28 protein-coding genes and 1 other RNA gene are annotated in these 25,704 nt (G+C 55.6%); 14 read left to right on the forward strand and 15 right to left on the reverse strand.

From position 1 onward, the window contains the following. Positions 1-2: 2 nt before the first annotated feature. From dxr to ACR0AU_RS03535, 9 genes are all read right to left on the reverse strand, one after another. Positions 3-1,175 (reverse strand): 1-deoxy-D-xylulose-5-phosphate reductoisomerase, encoded by a 1,173-nt coding sequence (gene dxr / locus ACR0AU_RS03495; protein WP_480795269.1) that lies wholly within the window; start codon positions 1,173-1,175, stop codon positions 3-5. After that, complete coding sequence (locus ACR0AU_RS03500) at positions 1,175-1,957, reverse strand: phosphatidate cytidylyltransferase (RefSeq protein WP_480795270.1); 783 nt, start codon at positions 1,955-1,957, stop codon at positions 1,175-1,177. Before ACR0AU_RS03500 ends, dxr begins: the two co-directional genes overlap by 1 nt. Next, entirely contained in the window at positions 1,954-2,685 is a 732-nt protein-coding gene (locus ACR0AU_RS03505) for an isoprenyl transferase (RefSeq protein WP_170421502.1), read from the reverse strand. Before ACR0AU_RS03505 ends, ACR0AU_RS03500 begins: the two co-directional genes overlap by 4 nt. 9 nt (positions 2,686-2,694) lie before the next feature. After that, positions 2,695-3,258 carry a ribosome recycling factor gene (frr, locus tag ACR0AU_RS03510; protein ID WP_170393138.1) on the reverse strand — a complete coding sequence of 188 codons (564 nt, stop codon included), beginning with the start codon at positions 3,256-3,258 and terminating at the stop codon, positions 2,695-2,697. A gap of 184 nt (positions 3,259-3,442) precedes the next feature. Then, positions 3,443-4,438: an acryloyl-CoA reductase gene (gene acuI / locus ACR0AU_RS03515; RefSeq protein ID WP_170732140.1), complete on the reverse strand. Its 996-nt coding sequence runs from the start codon at positions 4,436-4,438 to the stop codon at positions 3,443-3,445. A gap of 50 nt (positions 4,439-4,488) precedes the next feature. Further along, positions 4,489-5,583 (reverse strand): dimethylsulfoniopropionate demethylase, encoded by a 1,095-nt coding sequence (locus ACR0AU_RS03520; RefSeq protein ID WP_480795271.1) that lies wholly within the window; start codon positions 5,581-5,583, stop codon positions 4,489-4,491. A gap of 1 nt (position 5,584) precedes the next feature. After that, positions 5,585-6,091 carry a DinB family protein gene (locus ACR0AU_RS03525; protein WP_480795272.1) on the reverse strand — a complete coding sequence of 169 codons (507 nt, stop codon included), beginning with the start codon at positions 6,089-6,091 and terminating at the stop codon, positions 5,585-5,587. Further along, entirely contained in the window at positions 6,091-6,795 is a 705-nt protein-coding gene (locus tag ACR0AU_RS03530; protein WP_480795273.1) for a DUF1326 domain-containing protein, read from the reverse strand. The genes ACR0AU_RS03525 and ACR0AU_RS03530 overlap by 1 nt, the downstream gene beginning before the upstream one ends. A gap of 4 nt (positions 6,796-6,799) precedes the next feature. Beyond that, positions 6,800-7,591, reverse strand: coding sequence for a DUF2182 domain-containing protein (locus ACR0AU_RS03535; protein ID WP_170393143.1), 792 nt, complete (start codon positions 7,589-7,591; stop codon positions 6,800-6,802). An 89-nt stretch (positions 7,592-7,680) separates the two neighbouring features. Between ACR0AU_RS03535 and ACR0AU_RS03540 the strand changes: the two genes are divergently transcribed. The 9 genes from ACR0AU_RS03540 (at position 7,681) to ACR0AU_RS03580 (ending at position 14,668) form a co-directional block, all read left to right on the forward strand. Continuing rightward, entirely contained in the window at positions 7,681-8,412 is a 732-nt protein-coding gene (locus ACR0AU_RS03540; RefSeq protein WP_170732135.1) for a FadR/GntR family transcriptional regulator, read from the forward strand. A gap of 116 nt (positions 8,413-8,528) precedes the next feature. Further along, the gene (locus ACR0AU_RS03545) at positions 8,529-9,929 is read left to right on the forward strand and encodes a selenium-binding protein SBP56-related protein (protein WP_170393145.1); all 1,401 of its coding nucleotides are present in this window, start codon (positions 8,529-8,531) and stop codon (positions 9,927-9,929) included. Between the two features lie 13 nt (positions 9,930-9,942). After that, positions 9,943-10,593 carry a hypothetical protein gene (locus ACR0AU_RS03550; RefSeq protein ID WP_170421484.1) on the forward strand — a complete coding sequence of 217 codons (651 nt, stop codon included), beginning with the start codon at positions 9,943-9,945 and terminating at the stop codon, positions 10,591-10,593. Between the two features lie 62 nt (positions 10,594-10,655). Further along, entirely contained in the window at positions 10,656-11,018 is a 363-nt protein-coding gene (locus tag ACR0AU_RS03555; protein ID WP_170776176.1) for a DUF4345 family protein, read from the forward strand. A 36-nt stretch (positions 11,019-11,054) separates the two neighbouring features. After that, positions 11,055-11,401, forward strand: a transfer-messenger RNA (tmRNA) gene (ssrA, locus tag ACR0AU_RS03560). A gap of 99 nt (positions 11,402-11,500) precedes the next feature. Further along, on the forward strand, positions 11,501-11,932 hold the full coding sequence (locus ACR0AU_RS03565; RefSeq protein ID WP_170393148.1) for an ester cyclase: 432 nt from the start codon (positions 11,501-11,503) through the stop codon (positions 11,930-11,932). A 129-nt stretch (positions 11,933-12,061) separates the two neighbouring features. Then, on the forward strand, positions 12,062-12,877 hold the full coding sequence (locus ACR0AU_RS03570) for a chromate resistance protein ChrB domain-containing protein (protein WP_480795274.1): 816 nt from the start codon (positions 12,062-12,064) through the stop codon (positions 12,875-12,877). Continuing rightward, positions 12,874-14,124, forward strand: a complete 1,251-nt coding sequence (chrA, locus tag ACR0AU_RS03575) for a chromate efflux transporter (protein WP_480795275.1) — start codon at positions 12,874-12,876, stop codon at positions 14,122-14,124. Before ACR0AU_RS03570 ends, chrA begins: the two co-directional genes overlap by 4 nt. 76 nt (positions 14,125-14,200) lie before the next feature. Beyond that, entirely contained in the window at positions 14,201-14,668 is a 468-nt protein-coding gene (locus ACR0AU_RS03580; RefSeq protein ID WP_170405597.1) for a ClpXP protease specificity-enhancing factor SspB, read from the forward strand. A gap of 27 nt (positions 14,669-14,695) precedes the next feature. Here the strand turns inward: ACR0AU_RS03580 and ACR0AU_RS03585 are convergent, their stop codons facing one another. Continuing rightward, positions 14,696-15,259 (reverse strand): hypothetical protein, encoded by a 564-nt coding sequence (locus tag ACR0AU_RS03585; RefSeq protein WP_170421470.1) that lies wholly within the window; start codon positions 15,257-15,259, stop codon positions 14,696-14,698. A gap of 207 nt (positions 15,260-15,466) precedes the next feature. Between ACR0AU_RS03585 and fumC the strand changes: the two genes are divergently transcribed. The 4 genes from fumC to ACR0AU_RS03605 are packed head-to-tail and all read left to right on the forward strand — an operon-like array spanning position 15,467 to position 17,917. Next, positions 15,467-16,861 carry a class II fumarate hydratase gene (fumC, locus tag ACR0AU_RS03590; RefSeq protein ID WP_170421467.1) on the forward strand — a complete coding sequence of 465 codons (1,395 nt, stop codon included), beginning with the start codon at positions 15,467-15,469 and terminating at the stop codon, positions 16,859-16,861. Continuing rightward, positions 16,861-17,037 (forward strand): DUF4169 family protein, encoded by a 177-nt coding sequence (locus ACR0AU_RS03595; RefSeq protein WP_170393154.1) that lies wholly within the window; start codon positions 16,861-16,863, stop codon positions 17,035-17,037. Before fumC ends, ACR0AU_RS03595 begins: the two co-directional genes overlap by 1 nt. Further along, complete coding sequence (locus ACR0AU_RS03600; protein ID WP_223118082.1) at positions 17,034-17,255, forward strand: ribbon-helix-helix domain-containing protein; 222 nt, start codon at positions 17,034-17,036, stop codon at positions 17,253-17,255. The genes ACR0AU_RS03595 and ACR0AU_RS03600 overlap by 4 nt, the downstream gene beginning before the upstream one ends. 59 nt (positions 17,256-17,314) lie before the next feature. Further along, positions 17,315-17,917: a DNA-3-methyladenine glycosylase I gene (locus ACR0AU_RS03605; RefSeq protein ID WP_223118083.1), complete on the forward strand. Its 603-nt coding sequence runs from the start codon at positions 17,315-17,317 to the stop codon at positions 17,915-17,917. 12 nt (positions 17,918-17,929) lie between these two features. Here ACR0AU_RS03605 and ACR0AU_RS03610 read toward each other — a convergent pair whose 3' ends face one another. From ACR0AU_RS03610 to ACR0AU_RS03625, 4 genes are all read right to left on the reverse strand, one after another. Next, positions 17,930-18,811 (reverse strand): fructose bisphosphate aldolase, encoded by an 882-nt coding sequence (locus ACR0AU_RS03610; RefSeq protein ID WP_480590467.1) that lies wholly within the window; start codon positions 18,809-18,811, stop codon positions 17,930-17,932. A 72-nt stretch (positions 18,812-18,883) separates the two neighbouring features. Further along, positions 18,884-20,233, reverse strand: coding sequence for a cytochrome P450 (locus ACR0AU_RS03615; RefSeq protein ID WP_170732120.1), 1,350 nt, complete (start codon positions 20,231-20,233; stop codon positions 18,884-18,886). After that, entirely contained in the window at positions 20,230-21,444 is a 1,215-nt protein-coding gene (locus ACR0AU_RS03620; protein WP_170732118.1) for a hypothetical protein, read from the reverse strand. Before ACR0AU_RS03620 ends, ACR0AU_RS03615 begins: the two co-directional genes overlap by 4 nt. A gap of 87 nt (positions 21,445-21,531) precedes the next feature. Continuing rightward, a complete protein-coding gene (locus tag ACR0AU_RS03625; protein ID WP_170393160.1) occupies positions 21,532-22,284 on the reverse strand; it encodes a cytochrome c biogenesis CcdA family protein in 753 nt (250 codons plus the stop codon). 105 nt (positions 22,285-22,389) lie between these two features. On the opposite strand from ACR0AU_RS03625, the gene ACR0AU_RS03630 reads away from it, so the two are divergent. Continuing rightward, a complete protein-coding gene (locus ACR0AU_RS03630; RefSeq protein ID WP_170393161.1) occupies positions 22,390-22,623 on the forward strand; it encodes a sulfurtransferase TusA family protein in 234 nt (77 codons plus the stop codon). A 56-nt stretch (positions 22,624-22,679) separates the two neighbouring features. On the opposite strand, the gene ACR0AU_RS03635 is transcribed toward ACR0AU_RS03630, so the two are convergent. After that, complete coding sequence (locus ACR0AU_RS03635; protein WP_480795276.1) at positions 22,680-25,511, reverse strand: Rne/Rng family ribonuclease; 2,832 nt, start codon at positions 25,509-25,511, stop codon at positions 22,680-22,682. Positions 25,512-25,704 lie beyond the last annotated feature (193 nt).

The following is a 25,704-nucleotide window of genomic DNA, read 5'->3' on the forward strand; positions in this document are numbered from 1 at the left end:
TTCTATCCTGCTCGTTCCAATACGGTTTCATCGACCCACTGACGTGCGAGATGGTCCGTTTGCTGTACATTATCAAGGGTCAATGGTGCATCAATCAGGCTGTCTGAAGCCTCAAAACGCTCCAACACGGCCGACACCGTGTCTGCCATATCCAAAAAACGTATCCGGTTTTCTATAAAGTGGTCCAATGCGCGCTCTTTGGCGGCGTTGAAGATCGCACCGGACAAGCCGCCGCGCTGCATCACTTCGCGGGCAAGACGCAAAGCCGGGTAACGCGCTTCATCCGGTGCATGAAATCGCAACTGACCCAGTTGCGCGAGATCCAGACGCGCAACAGGTAAATCGCGCCGTTCGGGCCAATGCAGCGCGTACCCGATGGCATGGCGCATATCCGGAGCACCCAGATGCGCCATCAAGGCGCCGTCCTGAAATCCGACCAGTGCGTGAACGATGGATTCGGGGTGCACGAGGACTTCGATATTCGATGGATTAACGCCAAAATATTCTTTGGTTTCTATAACTTCCAATGCCTTGTTGAACATAGATGCGCTGTCGATCGTAATCCGCTGTCCCATGTTCCAGTTCGGATGACTCGATGCCTGTTCAACAGTCGCCTTTGCCAGATCGCCGAGCGGCCAATCCCGGAACGCTCCACCGCTTGCGGTGATAATGATCCGTTCAACGCTTGTCATATCCTCGCCCACAAGCGCCTGAAAAACTGCCGAATGTTCGCTATCCACGGGTAATAGCGTGGCGCCATGCGCCCGAGCCGTTTCCAGAACCAGCGGCCCGGCACAAACCAGCGTTTCCTTGTTGGCAAGCGCGAGTGTCGCCCCTTGTTTCAACGCTTCGATCCCCGGAGCCAGTCCTGCGGAACCGACAATTGCAGACATCACCCAATCCGCCGGTCGCGCCCCGGCCTCGATCAGAGCGGCCTGCCCCGCAGCCGCTCGCACTCTGGTGCCGGCCAATGCGTCACGCAGATCATCGAGTTTGTCATCAAACGCAGTCACCGCCACGTCTGCATCCAGGCGCACCGCATCGCGTGCAAGCTGCGCGACGTTGCGTCCACCGGTCAACGCGACCACGTCATAGGCATTCGGATTTCTTGCGATCAGATCAATCGTATTCTGGCCAATGGAACCAGTCGCACCAAATATGGATACCCTTCGCATCACATACCTCCGGGCGCGTAAAACAGCCCTGCGAGCAACACAAAGACTGACGCGCCCATCATCCCATCAAACCGATCCAGAAACCCGCCATGACCGGGTATAAGGTTTGAGCTGTCCTTAACGCCAAAGCCACGTTTTGTCGCGCTTTCAACAATATCACCGATCTGGCTGGCCATAGAGGCAAGAACCGAGACAACGATAAAAGCAATGCCGAAACCGGCATAGTGCGCAAAAACTGTTCCGACCAGCGCGGCGGCAACCCAGCCTCCAACCGTACCGGACCATGTCTTCTTGGGGCTAACTCTGGGCCAAAACTTAGGTCCGCCAAGCGTTTTGCCCACAAAATACCCGGCGACATCCGTGGCCACGACCACAAGGATCAGCCAAACCATCCATCCAAATCCCAGGTTTTCTCGGATCGATATGAATCCCAGCCCCGACATCGCGATCCAAAGGGCAAACAGGACGTATATCCCGCGCGCACGGTTGATCTGTCCTGCTCCTACCAATGCCGGGGCCACCAAACATGGAAGCTTGTATAGCGGTGGTAGATGATAGCTTAGGACCACGGCGAACCCGGTCAGTATCGCCAGCTGAATCGCGACACCCTGACGTTCTAGGTCGATCATCCGGATCAGTTCCCATATCATCAGACCGCAGACGGTGCCGATAAATATCTCAAACCACAGGCCGCCTAGCCAAACTTCGACTGCCGCAATAGTCACAAGAACCGAAGCCGACAAAACCCGGGCAGTCAGATCAGACCATCGGCCATCACTCATGCCGGGACCGCTCCAAACCGCCGTTCACGCGATCCATAGTTGCGGCACAGCCGTTCCAGCTCTGCAGCGGTGAAATCAGGCCACAGAGTATCGATGAATTCGTACTCGGAATAGGCAGACTGCCACAGCAGGAAATTAGAAATCCGCGCTTCACCACTGGTACGGATCACCAAATCGGGGTCTGGCAGAACGCGCGTGTCCAGATATTTGGGCAGAGTTTCCTCGTCCACGTCCTCGGGGCGCAGAATGCCATCGGCAACGTCACGTGCCAAACGTCTGGTCGCGCGCGCCACCTCGTCACGACCGCCATAGTTCAAGGCAACGGTTAGATGAACCAGGTCATTGTTCTGTGTTTCGCGTTCAAGCGTATCCATCAGCTCGGTCAACTTGGCATCCAGCCGAACTCTATCCCCAATGAAACGGACCCGAATGCCGTTATCTTTCAAGGTCTTGGTCTCTTTGACGATGTAACGGCGAAACAAGCTCATCAGGCCTGCAACTTCGACCTGAGTGCGTTTCCAGTTTTCAGTCGAAAACGCAAATACTGTCAGATACTTGATCCCTAAACCCGGGCAGGCCTCGACCACCTCACGGACGCGGCGCGCACCTGCATGATGGCCAAACAATCGAGGCCGCCCGCGCGACTGTGCCCAGCGACCGTTGCCGTCCATGATGATAGCAACGTGGCGCGGCCCTGCAATCGGAGAGGTATCGGGATCCTTTGGCATATCCGAGGCTCAGACCTGCATGATCTCGGCTTGTTTGGTCTCGAGCGCATCATCGACGGATTTGATCATGGTATCCGTCAGCTCCTGAACCTCGGTTTCCCAGAATTTCTGATCGTCCTCGGACATGCCGTCTGCCTTGGCCTTTTTGATCTGGTCCATGCCATCACGGCGCACATTCCTGATCGAAACCCGTGCGCTTTCTGCATATTGACCCGCGACCTTGCCGAGCTCGCGACGGCGTTCTTCGTTCAGTTCGGGAATCGGCAGCATGATGATGGTACCATTCAGTTGCGGGTTTATACCCAAACCGCTTTCCCGAATGGCCTTTTCAACTTTGCCTACGAGGCCCTTGTCCCAAACATTCACGGTTACCATGCGCGGTTCAGGGACGTTCACGGTACCAACCTGATTGATCGGAGTCATCGCGCCGTAAGCATCGACCATGACGGGCTCAAGCATTGAAGCCGATGCACGACCGGTCCGCAGCGAAGCGAATTCGGTTCTGAGGTTGGCCATGGCACCGTCCATGCGGCGTTTCAGATCATCGGTATCGAGTTCGAAATCATCAGACATGCTGCTCACTCCCCGTCTTCAGGTGATGTTCGGATGGGTCTTAAGCCATCACAAATGGGATGTATAGCAATCATGGTCACGAAATGTGGCAATGGCCAGAACTGTTTCCGGCATTTCGGCCTCATTCCCGACAATTGGGTCGGCCGGATGCATGCTCCGGCCGATCCGTTGTCTGTTTTGTCTATCAAGCGTTCACGTTTACCACGACGCGCCCTTTTACCTGACCTTGCAGGATGTCCGCTCCCAACTGGGGCAGATCAGAAAGGGTTGCTGCATGGACCATCGCCTCAAGCTTATCCATGGGCAGATCGGTTGCGATACGCGTCCAGGCACGGACCCGGTTGTCATATGGCTGCATCACGCTGTCGATGCCCAACAGATTTACACCGCGCAGCAGGAATGGGATCACGGTTGCGGGCAGCGCCGCACCACCGGCAAGGCCAACCGCAGCTACCGAGGCCCCATACTTCATCTGCCCCAGCACGCGGGCAAGCATCGCTCCGCCCACCGCATCAACACATCCGGACCAAGTTTCACTTTCCAGCGGACGCTTGGTGGTCTCGTTCAACTCGTCACGCGGGACAATTGTGGTTGCACCCAGTGATTTGAGATAATCTTCGGTTTCAGGACGCCCGGTCACAGCTGCAACCTCATAGCCCAGATGAGCCAAAATGGCCGTTGCGACCGAGCCGACACCTCCTGCAGCACCTGTGACCAGCACGGGGCCATGACCCGGCTGCAAACCTTGATCCTCCAGCGCCATGACGGCCAGCATAGCGGTGAACCCGGCAGTGCCAACTGCCATCGCCTGCCGTGTATCCAACCCATCCGGCAACGGCACCAGCCAATCTGCTCGCGCGTTTGCTTTTTGTGAATAACCGCCCCAATGCGCTTCACCTACGCGCCAGCCCGTCAGCACGACCTTGTCGCCAGGTTTGTAGCGTGCATCCGAGGACTGCTCGACCGTGCCCGCATAATCGATGCCCGGAATATGAGGATAGCTACGCACCAGACCACCGCCTTTGGGCGACATGCACAGACCGTCCTTGTAGTTCACCGTTGAATATTCAACGGCGATCGTCACTTCTCCATCCGGCAGCGCATCCAGAGAAATCTGCTTCACCGAAGCGCTTGCGAGGCCGCTTTCTTCATCTTTTTCAACGACAAGTGCATTAAACATGAACTTACTCCTTCTATTGCCTCAATCGGCTGTGTTCCTGAAATAAGGGCTTAGCGCCAGAATTTTTCCTGCACTTCGGCCCATCGCATTCCATGTTCGGTCATCAATTCGATCCGCGTACCTGGCGCCCAATGGGACCGGTCGACCATTCCAATGGCTACATTCACTCCAAACTCGGGTGAATACGCAGCCGAAGCCACCTGCCCGACCTGCCGGCCCCCGGCCATCAGCGGCCAAGATTCGGTGCACGGTCCGATCTCACCTTCAATGACAAGCGGACGGATCTGCCGGGGCGGACCGTTTTTCGCCTGATCCGCCAAAGCGGCTTTGCCGATATAATCCAGCGGAGAATTGCAGAACCGTGCTAGCCCGCATTCATAGGGCGTATTCTCGCGCCGCATGTCCGACCCGAAACTCAATAGACCGCTTTCAACACGCTCAATCCCGTTTGGGCAACCTGCCCGCACGTTCAGGTCTCGGCCATTAGAAAACAGCGTGTCCCATAGTGGCATGCCATAATCCGTCCCTTCGACGTATATCTCGAACCCGCCTTGTTTCGACCAGCCTGACCGGGCGACGACGAAAGATGTATCTTCAAACGCTAACTGTTTATATCGAAAGAACTTTATATCCCTAACTTCATCACCAAAGACGCGCGTCATCAGCTCGTCCGCCTTGGGGCCCTGTACCGCCAAGGGCGACACATCCGGCTCAGAAATATCGACATCCAGCCCCAGCGCAATCACGATTCCCAGAGCAAATTGCCAAAGGTCACCATCGGCAACCGACAACCAATAGTGATCATCCGCCAGTTTGATCGCAACAGGATCATTCAGCATGCCGCCATTGTGATCTACTATCGGCACATAATAGCACTGGTTCGCCTGCATTTTGTCCATATCGCGCGGGCTGAGCATCTTCATCAGCCGCGACGCATCCGGGCCTTTGATCTGTACCTGCCGCTCACACGAGACATCCCAGACCTGAACATGTTGTTTCAGATGCGCCGCATCAGCTTCGACGCTTTCAAAAACCGTCGCAAGCAGCATGTGATTATAAACTGTATACCCTTTGACGCCTTCGGCCTCGACGCCCGGAGTGAATGGGGTTTTGCGCACGCGCCGGTTCGGTGAGATGACTGCCATGTCAGAAATCCTCTGGCAGAAAGACAAGATCGCTGACAGGTGCCTGCGAACCAGCCTCGGTCAGCATTTGGTGCAATTGTCCGCGATGATGTGTCTGATGATTGAACATATGAATGACGCATTGCCAGTAAGGCTTTGTTACGTCGTTCTCTTTTGCAGCCGAGTACCACGTGAACAAACCGCTCAGGACATCATCCCCCAACGTATTGGCCCATCTGGCAATACGGGCGTCAATCGTATCGCGCAGCGGCAGCCAGTCGGCCATGCCAGTGCAGATCGAGACACTCTCAGGAATGCCGCCACCTGGCCCCGGTCCCTTGTCAAACCGGGAAATCCAGATCCAATCCCCCCAAAGCAGATGATTGGCAGTTCCCATGATCGACCCGAAAAAAGCGCCGCGATCCCGTGCCAATTCTTCGTCTGAAAGAGCTTTGAGAAAGCTCTTTAACTGGTTGTTTTGCCAGTGGTTATATCGCGCCATTTCACGGGCATAGGCACCGGTTATCATTACTTAGGCCCGTGCCAGTCAATCGGGCAGATCTCGGCTGACTTGCCGCCGAAGTCCCATACGCGACCATAGTCGCGCACCTTGGATTTCGTGCCTTTTGCTACAATGATGTCCGGCCCCATCCAGTATTTCGAATTTGAAACCATCACCGGATGCTCTGGGTCTTTGCCCGCAAGCATTTCGATCTCACCCTGAATCTTGCGCCCTATCATGATCCGGCGTTTGGTGCCGTCCCTTTCGATCTGAACCGGTGCACGTTCAGCCCCAATGATCTCGCTGACCAACATAGTGAACAGCCCGGTTGTGCCACCTGCCTGACCGCTGAATATCTGCAACAGTCCATTATAAGCCTTGCCGCTGGCACGTTCATCCACATAAGCCGCGACTTTCCACTGGCCTTCGCCCATGCGTCCGGGGATATCAACCAGCAGACCTACATTCAGACCGGACAAATCTTCGCCTTCGTAATGGCCTTCGTCGATCGCGATACCCATCCACGCGTGGCAATGCCCTTCGGTCGGAGGGTGTGCACCCAGCGAAACCACGCATGGGCAGAATACGTCGCACGAACAATTCAGGATCAGTTCACCCTTAACCGCCCAATCGGTCGGGCTAATCTCACGCCGCTTGGGATTTGGCATCCGGCTGTCAATTCTTTGACTGACCGGCAGCTTGTCTGCATCCGGTTTTCTATTTTTAGCCATCGACTTATCCTCCGTAAACAATGTGATGAGCGAGCAGTGCAAAACCACCCGCAATCAAGACGAATCCCATAGGACGGGTCACGGCGTGCCCGATCTGGGGAAGTTTTTCCAATACCATGAACAGGGTCGCCAGCCCCATCCAGAGCAGGCTCATGACGCCGCCGACAAAGCCCAACGCCATGAAGCCCCAGCAGCAACCGACACAGAACGCACCCAGTCCGACGCCCATGCGTACACCGCCGCCGAATCCGGTTTTCCAGTGGCCCAGAAAATACGTCATCGGTGCATGGCAAACACCGTGGCAGACTTCTTTCACCCGAGAAAACTGAAAGGCACCCACGGCGATCAACAGGCCGGCGGCCAGATATGGCGATTTAGCGATTCCCAACATATCAACCGCGCCGCCAAACAGCAGCGCCAATTGCAGGCCAGTGATCAGCGCAGCGAAGCCCACCCAAACTATGAAGTATCCGGATAGAACGCCCAGCCACCCTGCCCGCGTACCGTTCGCGCTGCGGATCAGATCATCATAACTGCGCAACGTGGGCACCAAAGTCGGCAGCATCATGGCCGCCATCATGATCGCCCACATCCAGAAAAGTGGGCCGAACTCGGCCATGGGCATATACATGTCCATACGCGGATCCATGGCCGCCATCGCCTGACCCATCGGTCCGGGTCGACCGATCCAGTCCACGTCCATATCGCGGCTCATTGAGACCATCATCCACCACGACCAAAGGATCGTGATGTAGAAGCCCAACCAAAGCGCGCTGCGGAAAATTGAGCGACTCACTTGCTCCTCCCGACTCAACTCTCTTGCTTTTCAAATGTCAGACTTTTAAATGTCAGACAAATAAAAATTACGCATCGCCGAAAACAACCATGAAAATCGACCCTCAGAGTACTGCAGATCTATCCGCTCAAATTGCTCAGGCGATCCGCGACGCCATTATCTCGGGTCGGCTGATCGTCGATGAGCGTCTGCCATCAGAATCTGAGTTGGCCGATCAGTTCAAAGTATCACGGCCTACGGTTCGCGAAGCATTGAAACGTCTGGCAGCGCAGTCCCTTATCCGCACGCAACGCGGGGCATCGGGTGGTGCGTTTGTGAACCGGCTGAGTTTTGAGGACGCCTATTCCCAACAAGTCACAACCTCGACACTGCTGCTGTCGATGAACGCAGTCAGTTTCGACACCGCATGCGAAGCGCGTTATGCGCTCGAACGTGCATGCGCTGCTTTGTCGGCACAACGTCGTACCGCGGATCAACTCGCCACCATGCGGGCCGAGATTTTTCGTCAGGCGCAACCAGGTCTCACAGATGAGGCTTTCTGCGCGTCCGACGTCGCCTTTCATCGCGCGCTTGTGGATGGCGCGGGCAACCCCGTTCTGTCCTACCAATTGGCCGGTGCGGTCGAGGCTATGCAACCTCTGATGAACATGATTACGTTCACGGCTCGATCCCGCGAAGAGATCATCGCCCTTCACAGTGACATCACAGACGCACTGGAAGCGCGTGATGCCGGCCCGGTCGATGCGGCATTGATCAAACTTGAGGCCTATACACGGCAACTGGCGCAGGACGTGGCCGAAAGACGACGCAAACCCGCCTGACCACAGGCAAAAAGGAACGAAGGACGGCGAGGTGCCCGAGCAGGCAGCATGACATCCGGCGTTAAGACCGGAACTTCCAACATGAATTGAAGATCAATGACTTACGGGAGGACGTTATGAACCAAAGACCGGACCCAACCTTTTACCCATCAGCCAAACTGGCGATGGAGGGCCCCACTGAGACGCTTGCATTCACCTTGATGCTAAGCCCTGATTTTTCCCAACCAGACGGTTTGGCCGTCGTGAACGTGGATCCGACTTCGGATGATTACGGAAAAATTGTTCATCAGGTGATCATGCCAGAAAAAGGCGATGAGTTTCACCATTTCGGGTGGAACGCTTGTTCCTCTGCGCTGTCACCGCTTAGTGGCCATGCGTTTCTGGAACGCCGCTACCTCATTGTTCCTGGCATACGATCAAGCCGGATCTACATTATCGACGTCAAGAACCCGCTTGAGGCCAAGATACACAAGATCATCGAACCCGAAGAAGTTTTTGCAAAAACTGGATATTCCCGCCCGCACACGATCCATTGCGGACCGGAGGGGATCTACGTGAGCACGCTTGGAGGCGGTGGCGAAGACGGCACGGACGGTCCTCCGGGCATTTTCATCATGGATTGCGAGAGCTTCGAGATCATCGGGCGCTACGAGATCGAGCGAGGTATCCAAGACAAACACTACGATTTCTGGTGGAACCTGCCACGCGACTATATGGTCAGTTCGGAATGGGGACTGCCTCCGCAATTCGAAAACGGCATCGTGGCCGAGGATCTGCTTTCGAACAAATACGGGCACAGCATCCATTTCTGGAACCTACGCAGCCGGACCAATATTCAGACCATCGATCTGGGTGAAAATCACCAGATGGCCCTGGAAATCCGGCCCGCTCACGATCCGGTCAAACAATATGGGTTCTGTGGTGTGGTGGTTGACACGACCAACCTGCAGGGCGCGATCTTTACTTGGTGGCGTAATGATGATGGCACCTTCGAGGCCAAGAAGACCATCACGATCGATCCGCAGCCCGCTGATCCAGATGACTTGCCTGAATTGCTGAAAGGCTTCTCTGCCGTTCCGCCACTGGTCACGGATATCGACCTCAGCTTGGACGATAAATACCTTTATGTGGCCTGTTGGGGCACGGGTGAGATGCATCAATACGATGTCTCTGATCCGATGAACCCGACCCTTGCGGGCAAAGTCGAGATCGGGGGGATCGTCAAGAAAACAAAACATCCCAACGGGCAAGACTTTGGTTACGGGCCGCAGATGGTTGAAATCAGCCGCGACGGAAAGCGGGTATATTGGACCAATTCGCTTTATTCCACTTGGGATGATCAGTTCTATCCCGGTGAACGCGGGGCTGCGATGGTCAAGGCGGATGTTGGCGAGAACGGGGGCCTGACATTGGATCCGAAGTTCTGGGTCGACTTCCCGGACGGATATCGGGCCCACCAAATCCGGCTTGAGGGTGGAGACTGTTCAACCGATAGTTTCTGCTACCCATCGGTCTGAGTTGGAGACTCTGATGACATCAACGGCTGGTCTCTGGCTGGCCGTTGTGCTTAGCGGCGCTTATCATGGCCTGAATCCCGGAATGGGCTGGCCGCTTGCGGTATCTTCGGCGCTGATGGAACAACGGCCATCAGCTTTGTGGCGCGCATTGACCGCCCTGGCTGGTGGTCATTTCGTCGCCATGCTGGGGGTCCTACTGCCATTTGCTATGATGGCAGTTCTGGTTGAATATCAGCGCGAAATTCGTATCGGCGCTGCGCTGATTGTGATCACAATGGGTGTTTACATCGCCATAACACGCCGGCATCCCCGGATGTTGTCGCGCGTACCGCCAAGCAAATTGGCACTTTGGTCGTTCCTCGTTGCGCTGGCACACGGCGCGGCGTTGATGTTGGTTCCGATTTATCTTGGATTGTGTGGATCAGACGAGCTGGAAACGGGCCAGATCGCAGTCTCTCAGATCATGGCGAGCAATGGCCTGCTCGTACTGACGGTCGCTGCACTTCACACAGCCGCCATGATCCTTGGCGGAGGCATTCTGGCCTTCGCCGTCTATCGCTGGCTGGGCCTTCAATTTCTGTCACGCAGCTGGTTCAATCTGGAACTTGTCTGGGCTCTCAGCCTGATCGCGGTCGGAGTTATAGGCTTGTGGTCAGCGATTTAGATGCTTTTCTTTACATAGTGCTGCGCTAGACTCTGCGGGCAGAGCAGAAAGGGAAAAAGACCATGATCACAACCCTTAACGTGATTGCCGCCTTGCTGACCGTCGGCTTTGGTTTGTTCGGATTTCTGGCCCCGGCCTACACAGCCAACGCGCTGGACCTAACGCCCACCAAAAGCACCATGGGATTTAGTGAGATGCGAGCCTCGGTTGGCGGGTTGTTCGTGGTGACAGGTGCCGTGGTTCTCTGGCTCAACACACCGATGGCATATGCCATGCTGGGCGTTGTTTATGCAGGGGCGGCGTTGGGCCGGTTTGTGTCTTTGGCGCTGGATAATCCCCCGTTCGTCAAGGCGCTGACTTTTGGTGGAATCGAGCTTGTTCTGGCCCTTTGGCTTATTCTTGCCAACATGAACAGAGCCGCTTAACTTATTGAATTTGATATAAGTCAGCTTTAGCATTCCGGGTTTGCATCCGACCACGTCCTAACCTATATATGAGGGGTCCTTCGGGACTATGGACATAAACGCGCTCGTAATAAGCGGATCGGACCCGGGGGCGGTACCCGGCGGCTCCACCAACATCCTTCGTTTGAGGATCATGGGGCCGAAATAGGATCGACGAACGTCTAAAGGGGTTAGCTTTGTCTCGGCTGTCTGCCACCGTTACCGGCGAAACTAGTACAATTGCAAACGACAATCGTGCTCCGGTTGCAGTTGCTGCGTAAGCAGTAGCAAGACCGAAACTTAAGCCCTTGCGCCTAGCCGCGTAAGGCGGGGTTCGCAGGTACCTGGCAACAGAAACCTGCATTTTACCGATTATGTCTGCTCCATGCCCATAACTCACCAGGGATTCAGGGTTTATTCATTTCTCTGATCCATCTTCCTGAACAAGCGACAGGAGGGCTGAGATGACGAATTCTGACAGGCTTAGGGCATGGTATTCAGAGGTCTGGGAACAAGGCAATACCGATGCAATCGATCAGTTTTTTGCCCCGGATACGATGGCCGAAGGGTTGATACCCGAAATGCAGGTTGGCGCGGACGACTTTCGCGATCTGGTCATGGCGTTTCGTCATGTTCTGGGCGAGATCACAGTCGAACTGCCGAAGATCATCGAAAATGGTGATTGGGTCTCTGGTATTCTGCATGTCCGCACCTTCCGGGCCGATAACGGTGCCCCGCTTGAAGTTACCGGACAAGTCATGGCGCGCTTCAAAGGGGACAAGATGGTCGAGGCCTATAATCAGTTTGATTTCATTACACTTTTTGAACAACTGGGGCAGTTCCCACAGGATACCCTTCCGGTTTGCATGACCGGGCAAAGGTTGGACTGGGCCTGATAAACTTGACCGCAAGCTTGACCCATCCCGCATTTGCGCGCTAGCAGAGGATCAAGGGGTAAGCTTGCGAACACCCCGTGAGGCGGCAGCCCAAGTTCGCATGTATCCAAAGCAATAAGGAAACATGCAATGGCTGCCCCCAATGCAATTACACCCCGACAACTCTTGCGCCTGATCGGTACGCCTCAGGCTCCTATCCTGTTTGATGTGCGCACAGATGGGGATTTCGACGATGATCCCTCCCTCATACCCGGCGCATTCCGAATGCCATATCAAAATGTTGATTGCATAAGAAATCATACCGGCGATCATTCTTGCGTAGTAATTTGCCAGAAAGGCAAAAAGCTGAGTCAGGGCGTTGTTTCATGGCTGCAGGCTGAAGGGGTGGTGGCAGAATTTCTGAAAGGTGGAATGTTCGCCTGGCGCGCTATGCCGGGCGCAATGGTCGTGCCTGTGCCTGCCCTTCCTGCAGTCGCAAAAGGCAACACGGTCTGGGTGACGCGGCACCGCCCCAAGATTGATCGCATCGCGTGCCCCTGGCTGATCCGCAGGTTTGTCGACAGGCGCGCTCGGTTCCTGTTTGTAGCACCGGATGAAATTCAGGGGGTTGCCGAGCACTTCGGCGCCACACCCTTTGATGTTGAAGGAACTGATTGGAGCCATCGCGGCGACAATTGCACCTTTGACACGATGCTGGATGACTTCAAGCTTCGATCTGAGCCTCTGGACCGCATGGCCACGATCATACGTGCCGCCGATACAAACAGGCACGATCTGGCGCCTGAGGCCGCCGGGTTGCTGGCCCTTTCGGTCGGCTTGTCGCGCCAGTATCGGGATGACCAACAACAATTGCAGGCTGGATTGCACATCTATGATGCACTCTATCGCTGGGCGCGCGATGGCTCTAGCGAGACGCATGACTGGCCCGCGGGTCACGGCAGATGACCCCTTCATATCAAGAGTTGATCAGGGTGTTTGGGCGCATCGGGCTGCTGTCCTTCGGCGGCCCCGCCGCCCAAATTTCACTGATGCATCAGGAGCTGGTCGAAAAGCGCCCCTGGTTGGACGAACAGACCTATCTGCGCGCGCTTTCCTTATGCATGCTGTTGCCAGGTCCCGAGGCCATGCAGCTTGCCACTTATGCAGGTTGGCGGCTGCGCGGCGTGGCCGGAGGGTTAATCGCGGGCTGTTTGTTTGTACTGCCAGGTGCTCTGGTGATCGCGCTGCTGGTATTGCTTTATGCGGCCTATGGTACATTGCCTTTGGTTCAAGCCGGGTTCTTGGGCATCAAGGCCACGGTGATCATCATCGTCCTGCAAGCATTACGGAACCTATCGAGGAAAGCGCTTACAGACGTCGAGCACCGGGTTATCGCGGGCCTAGCCTTTTTGGGGATCTTTGTCTTCAACCTGCCCTTCCCGCTAATCATACTGTGCGCTGCCGTTTGGGGATTCGTGACTTCGAAAGACGACAAGCCCGTTGCCGTTCAAACCAGCCCAACACTTGCCAATCCTGTTCGCACAGCGGTTTTCTGGCTTATTCTTTGGCTGGGGCCGTTGTTTGTTCTGTCTTTGAGCGGTCAGGAACTGCTCAGCGATCTGGGCTGGTTCTTTGCCCGCCTTGCGGTTGTAACTTTTGGCGGTGCCTATGCGGTGCTGGCCTATATGACCCAGACCGTGGTCGAAACCTACCAATGGATCAGCACGGACCAGATGATCGACGCGCTAGGTCTGGCCGAAACCACGCCTGGGCCACTGATTCTGGTGACTCAGTTTGTGGCCATGCTTAGCGGTCAGATTGCCGGAGGCGCCTCGCTGGCGTTTGCGGCGGGCATTGTCGCTTTATGGGCGACGTTTGTACCGTGTTTTCTGTGGATTTTTCTTGCAGCCCCGCATCTGGATAGAATCGCCGAGCGTCCGCGTCTTGGGGCCGCGATGCACGGAATCACAGCTGCGGTCGTCGGAGTGATTCTCAACCTCTCCGTGTGGTTCGGGCTAAACGTCTTGTTCACCTCAATTCCGGGGTGGCATTGGGGACCAGTTTCTCTCCCCCTACCCGACCTTTCGTCGCTTGAATTCAGCGCACTTGTGCTGACCGTTCTGGCTGGCCTGTTGATTTTCCGTATGAAATCCGGTTTAGCAACCACACTTGGTATCATGGTTCTGGCCGGACTAGGCATGCAGATTTTGTAATCAATACAGCCCAGCACAGCCTTTCGTTTCCGTCCGAATGAACTATGCTGGGATTAACCACTTTCGAGGATCAACCATGTCGCAAGACATCGACTACGGGAATCTGATGCACACGGCCATGCGAGGCCTGATCAAGACCGTCCTGACCGACGTGTCCGAAACCGGCCTGCCCGGTTCGCATCATTTCTTTATCACTTTTGATACACGGCATGAGGGCGTTGAGTTGGCCGATTGGCTGCGTGAGCGCTATCCAGGCGAGATGACGATTGTCATGCAGCACTGGTTCGAAAACCTCGAAGTCGGTGACGATGGCTTTTCGATTACGCTGAATTTCGGGGATGCGCCGGAACCCCTTTACATCCCCTATCTGGCGATCAAGACCTTCGTGGATCCTTCGGTTGAGTTTGGCTTGCGCTTTGAAAGCCCAGAAGACGAGGACGAAGAGATCCATGTGACGGAAGAAGCCCCGATTGAGCTTGAGGCCGAAGAGACGGAACCTCAGCATGATGCGGATGTGGTCTCGCTGGACAGCTTCCGGAAATGACCCAGAAAACCCCGCTTGATGCGGGGTTTATTCTTTTTGAAGGAATGTCTCGACCGAGCGCGACTTAACCCCATCGCGAAACCGGGAAAATGACAGGTCGAGCCCGCCATCAGCTAGTGTCCGGTCAAATTGCTGAAGCTCATAGCCACCGTTTTCGGCTATGAACAACGAAAACACCGTCAGAGTATCTCCTTCGATCCGCCCCCAAACAAAGGGTTCCCCTTTCATCGGGTCAAGCGGCACCTCATGGCCAAACACATTTCGCTTCATGGCCGCAGAATAAACATCGGGCCGATCCGAGCTTTGAAAATCAACCGAGTATTTCTCATCCTTGATGCGACCGTCGGCTTTGTAAGTCGTGGTGGTCCAACTCACGTTGAAGCCCCCTTTAATTTCCTGAATCGAAACGCTCATATCCCGAGGGGTCGCCGTACCATCCGCATCAACAACGTCGGCCGAACCGGTATAGTCGCCCACGAACGGCTCGATTCCCGTCGCCTGAGCGTGTTGCACAAATACTGCCAGCCAAAAACTCGCGGCAAACAATAACGCAAGCGTATACAAAGGGCTTTTGAGAAGTGACACGCGCATGGTTGCCTCCGTCAGGGTTATTGTCCCATCTTAACTTTAGCCCGCCGACGTACAATGGCACTGTTTTCGCTAACAGAAATTATTTGTAGCTGTGCCGCGTCTATACCTTTGCGCGGCCCAAGTTTAAGGTGCGCTCAACTGGCCGATTGCGCCACAGCCTTGCTGCGGGTAAACGGCATACGACTGCATACCAGACCGGAGCGACCGATGTCTCAAACCCGCACTGAATCCGACAGCTTTGGCCCGCTTGAGGTGCCTGCCGATAAGTACTGGGGCGCGCAAACGCAGCGTTCGATCATGAACTTCCCCATCGGCTGGGAAAAGCAGCCCGTCGCCATCGTGCGCGCGTTGGGTGTGATCAAAAAGGCCTGTGCAATTGAAAACAAAGCCATCGGCAAGCTGGACGCCAAGATCGCCGACGCGATCATACAAGCGGCAGGTGAAGTGTTCGAAGGCAAGTTTGACGACAACTTTCCTCTGGTCGTATGGCAAACCGGCTCGGGCACGCAATCCAATATGAACTCGAACGAGGTCATTGCGAACCGCGCGATTGAGATTATGGGTGGCGAGATTGGCTCGAAAGATCCCGTTCACCCGAATGATCACTGCAATATGGGTCAATCCTCGAACGATACTTTCCCCACCGCGATGCACATCGCCACAGCGATGAGTGTGCGCGATGTGTTGATGCCCGGGCTTGAGAAGTTCGCCTCGGCGCTGGAAGCCAAGGCAAAAGAGTTTGCCGGTATCATCAAGATCGGCCGCACCCATACGCAGGATGCCACGCCGTTGACGTTGGAACAGGAATTCGGCGGGTATGCGCATCAAATTCGTCAGGGCATTGCGCGTGTAGAAGCTGCAATGCCCGGTATCTATGAACTGGCTCAAGGCGGTACTGCTGTGGGTACCGGTTTGAACACGCATGGCGGCTGGGATGAGGCTGTCGCCAAGAATATGGCCGATATCACCGGCCTGCCCTTTGTGACCGCGCCGAACAAATTCGAAGCTCTGGCCGCACATGATGCCATGGTCTTTTTGTCGGGCGCTTTGGCCACGATTGCCGGTTCCTGCTACAAGATTGCCAACGATATCCGTCTGTTGGGTTCGGGGCCCCGCTCAGGATTGGGTGAGCTTATCCTGCCCGAAAACGAGCCCGGTTCCTCCATCATGCCCGGAAAGGTGAACCCGACACAGGCCGAAGCGCTGACTCAGGTGGCCGCGCATGTGATGGGCAACGACGCAGCAATGAAGTTTGCAGGCTCGCAGGGCCATTTCCAGTTGAACGTCTACAACCCGATGATGTCCTATAACCTGCTGCAGTCGATCCAGCTGCTCGGCGATGCAACCGACAGCTTTACCGAGCGAATGCTGTTGGGCATCAAAGCCAACGAGCCACGCATCGACAAGCTGATGAAGGAATCCCTGATGCTGGTGACTGCTCTGGCACCGACAATCGGGTATGACAACGCCACGACCGTCGCCAAAACAGCGCACAAGAACGGCACAACACTTAAGGAAGAAGCCATTGCGTTGGGCTTTGTGGACGAGGCTACGTTTGATGCGGTTGTACGGCCCGAGCATATGATTGGACCCAAGGACTGATGGGTAAACCGGTTAACCTGAACCGGTTTCGAAAAGAAAAAGCGCGGGCTGAAAAAAAGGCCCGCGCGGATGCAAACGCTGCGAAACACGGACAATCCAAAGCCGACAGGACCGTTGTAAAGCTGCAGCAAGACCGGCAGCGCCGGGACCTTGACGGTCACAAGGTCGACGAATGAGTGGACGTCCTGTCAAACGCTCCCTGACCTTGCAAGGTCATCGAACATCCGTTTCGCTTGAGGATGAGTTCTGGCAAGCCTTCCGTGATATCGCGCGGGAAAAAGATATCCCAATCAATGTCCTGGCGGCAAATATTGATGCAGAGCGCGACCCGGAAACCGGACTGGCTTCGGCCATTCGTGTCTTCATTCTGAAATGGTATCGTCAAACCGATTGAGTACTTGATTTCAAACAATCGCGTCGCTTATCTTCGCGGAGAACAAAAAGGGTACATTCATGAACGATTTGGCAACGGGCCCAGATGGAAAACCTCGGTGTTCGTGGTGCAACGCCGCCCCCGAATTCTTTGACTATCATGATAACGAATGGGGATATCCGGTTTCCGATGACAGACGACTGTTTGAGAAACTGTGCCTCGAGAGCTTTCAGTCAGGCTTGAGTTGGCGCACCATTCTGTCAAAACGCGAGAATTTCAGGGCAGCGTTTAGATACTTTGATTTTAACAAGATAGCAGAATTTTCTGATGCAGATATCAATCGACTTCTGCACGACAAAGGCATCGTGCGACACCGCGGCAAGATTGAAGCCGTGATCAACAACGCCCGCCGCGTGCAGGACCTAATCGCTGACGAGGGATCATTGGCCGCTTATGTCTGGAGGTACGAGCCTTCGGCGCCACCCGCCCCGCAAAGCGCTTCCACATCGAAAGAATCCATCGCGATGTCGAAAGATCTGAAAAAACGTGGTTGGAAATTCGTAGGCCCCACCACGATCTTTGCCTTTATGCAGGCCATGGGGTTGATCAATGATCACGCCAAAGGATGTGTCATGCGCGAAAAAGCGGCGCAATTACGCCGCGATTTCATCAAGCCCGAATAGATTACCCCGCGATCAGATCGAGGCGCGGTAGATATTGTCGATATTACCGCCGAGCGCTGCATTGAATTCTGCGTCAGATTGCTGTTTGGACAGCCCTTCGGTCAGTGCGCGCGAAAACGACGCGATCATCTTGCTGTTTTGGCCAAGCAGGTCGCAGGCCTGCTCGGTCGAGTATCCGCCGGACAGCGCCACAACACGCAGGACGCGCGGGTGATCCGCCACCTCATCATAAAGGTTGGCCTGGCTGGGTATGGTCAGCTTCAGCATCACTTCCTGACCCTCGACCAATTGATCCAGGTTCTTCAGAATTTCTGATTTCAGAATGTCCTCAGCCTCGGCCTTGGTTTCCGAGTGGATGTTTACCTCAGGCTCGACAATTGGGACCATTCCCGCATCAGTGACCACGCGTGCGACCTGGAACTGCTGCGCGACAACGTCGGCAATGCCCTGAGCATTGGCTTCGTGGATAACTGAACGTTCCTTGGTGCCAAAAACACCATCCGCCTTGGCCAACGTCTCAGCCAGCCCCGGAATTGGCTTCATCATCTGAACACCGTTGGCCTGATCCTCAAGCCCTTTGTCGATTTTCAGAAATGGTACGATACCTTTTTCGGACCACAGGTAATCCGCGACCTTCTTGCCGTCGATTTCTTCGCCCAAGGTCCGTTCGAACAGGATCGCACCAATCACTTTATCCTTGGTGAAATCGTCAGCCAGAATGATCCGCGCGCGCATCTTCTGAATCTCGCCGAACATCTCTTCGTCTGATCCGTAGTCCGATGCTTCAACGCCGTACAAAGCCAGCGCTTTCGGGGTTGAACCGCCGCTTTGGTCCAGTGCTGCGATAAATCCTGCGCCTTCGGACATCTGCGCGCGCTGTTCTGCTTTCGACATAACTCAATCCCGTTCAATATGATTCCGCATTTTCAAACCGCATACAGCATGCCGAAGAGCGATGGTAGTTTGTTAGCGCTCAACCAAGCGCAACCAAATTCCGTCCTTCGATCTGACCGTCAAATGCGCGACCGGTACCGGCGTTTCGCCGTGAATTGTTTCGAATCGATAACGGCGCAACAGCATTGACAAGATCAAAGGCCCTTCGACCATCGCAAACCCCGCACCCGTGCAGACACGGGGGCCAGCCGAAAACGGAATATAGGCCTCGCGCTGGCATTTCTTTCCGTTCTCCGTCGTCCATCGTGTGGGATCGAAATCGTCCGGCCTGTCCCAAAGCCGCTCATGTCGATGCAAATGCCAGGGGCTCACAACGATCTGAGAGCCCTGCGGAACATCCCGATCACGGAAGCGTTCTGGGCATGTCGCCTCGCGCACCATCATCGGAACTGGTGGATACAGACGTAGAGCTTCGCGAAATACATCGCGGCTGAGTTTCAATTGGGACATGGTGGAAAAATCAGGCGTGTCCAGGGCCTGCGCTTCTTCAGCCAGTTTATCCTGCCAGTCCGGATACAGTGCCATCAAATAGAGCGTCCAGGCCAGCGCCGATGCGCTGGTTTCATGCCCCGCCAAAAAGAAGATGGCGACCTGATCGACCATTTCCTGCGCATCAAACCGGTCTCCGGTTTCCGGGTCTGTAGTCGTCATGATCTTGGTGGCCAGATCATCGGGGGCCGACCCGTTTTCGATTGCTATAGCGCGTTCATCCGTCAATCGGCTGATCAGATCCCGAATCTCGCCGGCGGTTTGGCGAGTTTTGCGAGAATGAAATCGGGGCATCCAGCTTGGAACCGGCACGAATGCGGCCAGGTTCAGCAAGGGCTGTTCGCGCTGATAGATTCGGAATTTATCGAAGACCTGCGCGGCAACCTCATGTTCGATAGGAACCGAAAACAGGGTACGGAAAATCACATCCGCCGCGACATGGCTTGTGATTTCTTCACATTCCACCCTCTGCCCAACTCTGCCTGAAAGCCGATCCGCACAAGCCTGCGCCGCATTTAACATTGCGGGAAACGTGTCTTTCAAACGTCCGCCTTCAAAGGCGGGATCAATGATCCTGCGCTGCCGTTTCCAGACTTCGCCATTGGTCAGGAACACGGACCGGCCCAATAAGGGGCGTAAGCCTTCGCTGATGCGATTTGATTTTGGAAACGCATCCAGGCGCTCTTTCAGAACTGCGCGGATCAGATCGGGTTGGTTGACCATATACGAGCGAAAGAACGGCGTTCGGAATTCAGCCATCCACGCTCGATATAGACGCTGGGGCTGAGCAGACAGCAAGTCTTGCCGAAACAGACGTAGATACCGCCACAGCGAGACCTTATCTGGTCGTGCTTCGGGCTTTGGGGGCGTCATGCTTCCACCGCGATGTATTTCGAAACAGCCCGCTCAATGCGCGATCGTGATGGGGCGCGCCTTTCAAACCGCTGTTTCAATGTTTCAGGACCTGCGGTGATGCGGAAATAGTCATAAAGTCCAGGTTGATCGAACGCACAAAGATATTGAAAGTGCAGGCGAAAAAAGCGCCAACGCAATTGCTGCCATCGCGCGTGGGACAGTGTTTGGGTGAAGGCCGCAGAAAGAACCAGCGGCCCGCATTTTTTGGGGCCAGCGACGCCGCTGACCGCGACCGGATCGCACAACGCAAACGCGCAGCCATCCCCTGGTGCAGAGACATCGATCCAAGTCATATCCGCGCGTTCGGACAGATATTTAAGATCAGCGCGAAGCGTGTGTGCCTGCGGTAGAAACGAAACCATTGGCACCACCTGCCCCAAGGTCAGAAAGGATAAGACTGGCTTATCCTGTACACCGCCCCGTCGTCGTAAAACATCTGCCAACACTGACACACCAAGATGGGCGCCAGAGCTGTGACCCACGACCAGCACCTCATCGGTGTCTGTGTCCAGCGTCTCGGTGATCAGGTCAGAAAACTCCCGCAGCCTCGATTGCAGATCTTGCGAATACGCGCCGTATAGCTTCGCCGAGTGGGCATAGTCATGCATAAGGTAATAAGCGAACAGTCGATTATCGATCTTTCGGAACCATTGCATCAGAGCATAGATTACCCCGGCAGCAGGTACCAAAGACCACCACCCAACGAGTGGTTTCAATACAGAGACTAAACCCCAAGCAATCAACAACGATGCAAAAAGCTGCAGCAGCAGCATTGCCACCGGGTATAGCGCCGCAATTACGGGCCCCTTGCGCAGCTGCATCAGCCGCCAAAGCGTACCGGTCGAGATATATATCCAGGCGGTTCTCGCCAGTTGCAGATAGGTTGCCGGTATCGATTGAGCCATGCTGTCACGCACGATATCCGACCAGACCAGAACCTGAACATCTGCATCAACAGGACTGCCGTCCTGCTGAGAAGTCACCTGCCAGCCGTAGGGACCTTCGCCCGTCCTAGCGCTAATATCGATCTGGTATCCCGATATCTCAGCCTGGGCGCCCCCCTCTTTGCGGTAGAGCTCTCGATATCGGCGCGGATGAATCGGGTCGTAGCCGGGAATGTAAAACACCCGGCGTTTGCGCACCTGCGGATTGGATTGCTGACTGCTCATTACCCGGCCCTCTGCGCCAAAGATTAGCGCAGCGTTGACGCCAAGGTAAGACCTGGCGTCTATCCATCCGTGTTTAAAGCCAGAGGGTTAACCGAGGTTTGCCAAAGCCGGAAATGTTTCCAGCAGCCACCAGCTGAATTCGGTGAACAAACCGGTGACAAGCATGATGCCGACAAAAAGCAGCAGCCCGCCCATCACCTTCTCGATTGTGCCCATATGCGGTTTGATGCGGTTCATAACCGCCATCGAGCGGTTCAGGAACATCGCAGCCAGCAAGAATGGAATGCCCAGGCCTGCCGCATATACGCCAAGCAATACGGTGCCACGCGTGACTGATGCTTCGGAGGCGGCCAGCGACAAGATTGCACCTAATTGTGGGCCGATACACGGCGTCCAACCGAAGGCGAAGGCCAGTCCCAGAATATATGCCCCGAACACAGATCCGCTGGAGTCACCCGTATCAACGCGTGCCTCACGATCCAACAAAGGAATACGGAACACGTTCAGAAAGTGCAGGCCAAAGACAATGACGACAGCGCCCGAGAGTTTGGCGAAAAGCACCTGATTCTGAAGAACAAACGCCCCAAAGACCGAGGCTGTAAAGCCTAGCAGCAGGAACACGGTCGACAGACCCAGAACAAAAAACAGTGCCGCCAGGGTCGCCTTGCGCCGCGCGCGCGCCTCATCCTGCATCTCGTTGATAGTCACACCGCTCATATACGCGAGGTACGGTGGCACAATCGGCAGCACGCAGGGAGACAGAAAACTTATCAACCCGCCCAGCATGGCGATAAACATGGCAGGCAGAAGGCCCGCGTCTATGATCTCAATTCCGAACATGACTCAGCACATATGGTATCGCGCGGGTTTCGTCACGAGGCCATTCGGTCACATCCTCGTGGTTGCGCGCTGGACAGTATCGCTCGTTAGAAATATCTCAGCCCCATGACCAATGAGATTGAAACACTGGATGCGTTGGGATTGTTGTGCCCCTTGCCTGTTTTGAAGGCTCGGAAGCGCCTGAAATCCTTGCCTGCGGGGGGTATGCTGCGCGTGCTGGCCGATGATCCTGCCGCGATTATCGACGTACCGCATTTCTGTACCGAATCTGGCCATACACTTGTCTCGCAAGATACAGTGGATGGTCATCAGATATATGTGATCCAAAAATCGGCCTGAGGATTCTTTGGAACGCACCCTAATGAAAAAGGCGGGCCAGTTGGCCCGCCTTTTTCTTACTGTCCCAATGACCACCACCCTCGGCGCTTTGGCTTGGCCGGCGCGGGTTCGGGTTCGTCCGCCACTGCCTCCAAGACCGGCTCTGGGGTGGCTGCTTCAATGACTTCGGGTTCTGCTGCCACGGTCGATTCTTCGGCTTCTTCGGCAACCGGTTCAGGCGCTTCAGCAGGTTCCTCTGGCACTTCTTCATCGACTTCAGAAGCCGACGTTGCTTCGGCGATCTCAAGTTCTGATGGTGCATCAGCACTATCGGGCTCAGCGGCTGGTTCGATGCTTTCAGACTCATCGGCTGGCTCTTGCTGTTCAGCCTCGGCGGCCTCAGCATTGACCGGCTCTTTCTGCGGATCGGAGTTCGCATTATCCGCTTCGGTCTGCGTCTCGCTTGCTTCGACTGTGGCCTCAGTATCCTTTTTGCGTCGACGCGGTGCCCGGCGCTTTTTCGGTTTGGCCGCTTTCTCAGCATCTTCCTCAGCAACAGGCTCAGCCTCGGTCTGCTTGGTATCGACGCTCTCAGCTTCGTTGCTCGAGTCGGTTACACTGTCTGCGTCAGACTCGTCTGCATTGCCATCCGGCGCGTCACCATTGCCCGAACTCTTCTTGCGCCGGCGCCGACGCCGTTTACGCTTGGGCTTAGTCTCTTCCTCGGTCTGAACCGCAATTTCTTCTTCGTTTTCGTCCTCATCCGTGGCGTCGACCATATCCATCAGCGACGCATCAACCGATACCACCGGCGCAGTTGCTTCAGGAACAACGCGGCTAGCGGTCTTGAACTTCTCCATCGAGAAGTCGGGGCTGACCAAATGAACGTCCCCTTCGATCCGAACCGACAAACCATACCGCGCTTCGATCTGCGCGATGTGTTCGCGTTTCTGGTTCATCAGGAAGTTGGCGATGCTAACCGGGCAACGCACCAATACCTCACGCGAACGGCGGCGAGTGCCTTCCTCTTCAATCTGGCGAAGGATTGACAGTGCCATATTGTCGTCCGACCGGATCAGGCCGGTGCCATGGCAAGACGGGCATGGCTGGGTCGTCGCCTCAAGCATTCCAGGACGCAGACGCTGACGGCTCATTTCGAGCAGTCCAAAGCCCGAAATCCGGCCCACCTGAATACGGGCACGATCCGTTTTCAGCTTGTCCTTCAGTCGCTTCTCAACGGCCGAGTTGTTTTTGCGCTCGTCCATATCGATGAAATCGATCACGATCAGACCGGCCAGATCGCGCAGACGCAATTGGCGCGCCACTTCTTCGGCGGCCTCCAGATTGGTCTTCAACGCGGTTTCCTCGATCGAACCTTCTTTGGTCGCCCGACCCGAGTTCACATCGATCGCCACCAGCGCTTCGGTCACCCCGATCACGATATAGCCACCGGATTTCAGCTGAACCGTCGGGTTGAACATCCCGGCCAGATAGCTTTCCACCTGATATCGCGCGAATAGCGGCAGCGCGTCTTCGTATCGCTTCACGTTCTTGGCGTGCGACGGCATGATCATCTTCATGAAGTCTTTGGCGATGCGATACCCGCCCTCGCCTTCAACCAGAACCTCATCGATGTCGCGATTATACAAGTCGCGGATCGAGCGTTTGATTAGGTCGCCTTCTTCATAAATTTTCGCAGGCGCAATGGATTGCAACGTCAGCTCGCGGATCTGCTCCCACAGTCGTTGCAGGTATTCATAGTCGCGCTTGATCTCTGATTTTGTCCGCTTGGCACCCGCCGTACGAACGATCAGACCCGCGCCCGTGGGCACGTCGATTTCAGCGGCAATGTCTTTCAGTTTCTTCCGGTCAGCGGCATTGGTGATCTTGCGGCTAATTCCGCCGCCCCTTGCGGTATTGGGCATCAGTACGCAGTACCGACCCGCCAAAGACAGATACGTGGTAAGTGCCGCACCCTTGTTGCCGCGCTCTTCCTTGACCACCTGCACCAGCAGGACCTGACGCACCTTGATAACTTCCTGAATCTTGTAGCGGCGCGGGCGTGGCTTGCGCGGAGGACGGATATCCTCGCTATCGTCTTCGTCCGCCACCGACTCGATGGTATCGTCTTTCGAAGCCGCGTCAGCGCTTTTGCTTTCTGTCTCGCCATCCGCCTCGGGCTCATCACCAGAAGCTTCCGCCTCTTCTTCGTCAGACTTGGCTTCGACCTCATCCGAAGGTTCTTCTTGGTCGGTATCAGTTGCTTCGACAGGCGCGTCTTCCGCTACCTCAGCAGTCTCTTCTGGCGCTTCCGCCTGCTGATCTACATCTTCGGACTTGGCTTCTTCGGTCGGAGCTTCTTCAGCAACAGGCTCGTCGGCATCCTCTGGCTCTTCCACCGGCGTCTCGGCAACGATTTCCATCGGAGACGTCCCTTCGGGCACCTCCGTCTCTTCACCGTCATCCAGATCGATGGTTTCCATTCCGGTCGGCTCTGAGGAAACCTCCAGCGTCTCAACCGGATCGTCCGTCTTGACATCAGCGGCCTTCGAGCGCGAACGCGACCGGCGCTTTTTGGGCTTTGTTTCCTCGGCCTCATCCCGCGCCTTCATCGCCTCGGCATAGGCGCGCTCTTCCTCCATCAGCGCCTCGCGGTCAGCGACGGGGATCTGGTAGTAGTCGGGATGGATTTCGGAAAAGGCCAGAAACCCGTGCCGGTTCCCGCCGTAATCCACAAATGCCGCCTGTAGCGACGGCTCAACCCGTGTTACTTTTGCAAGATAGATGTTGCCAGCAAGCTGGCGTTTGTTTTCGGATTCAAAGTCAAATTCCTCAACCTTGTTTCCGTCGACCACCACAACGCGGGTTTCCTCCGCGTGGGTGGCATCGATAAGCATTTTCTTAGCCATGTGTCCTTGGTGCACCGCGCCAAACGCGTTGTCCTGACCCGTCCAGGCGGACAGGCGCTTTTGGGGAGGTGTCTTGTACGGGCGATATCGGACGGCGCGCGGCAGGGTCTGGCGCTTTGGCCCCCTGCCCGTATACTCAATCGTTGCGCGCGCGTCATCGCGGTTCTTCTCCGACAGGCGCGTCTATATGCGG

The organism is Ruegeria sp. CG1 (assembly GCF_056537265.1).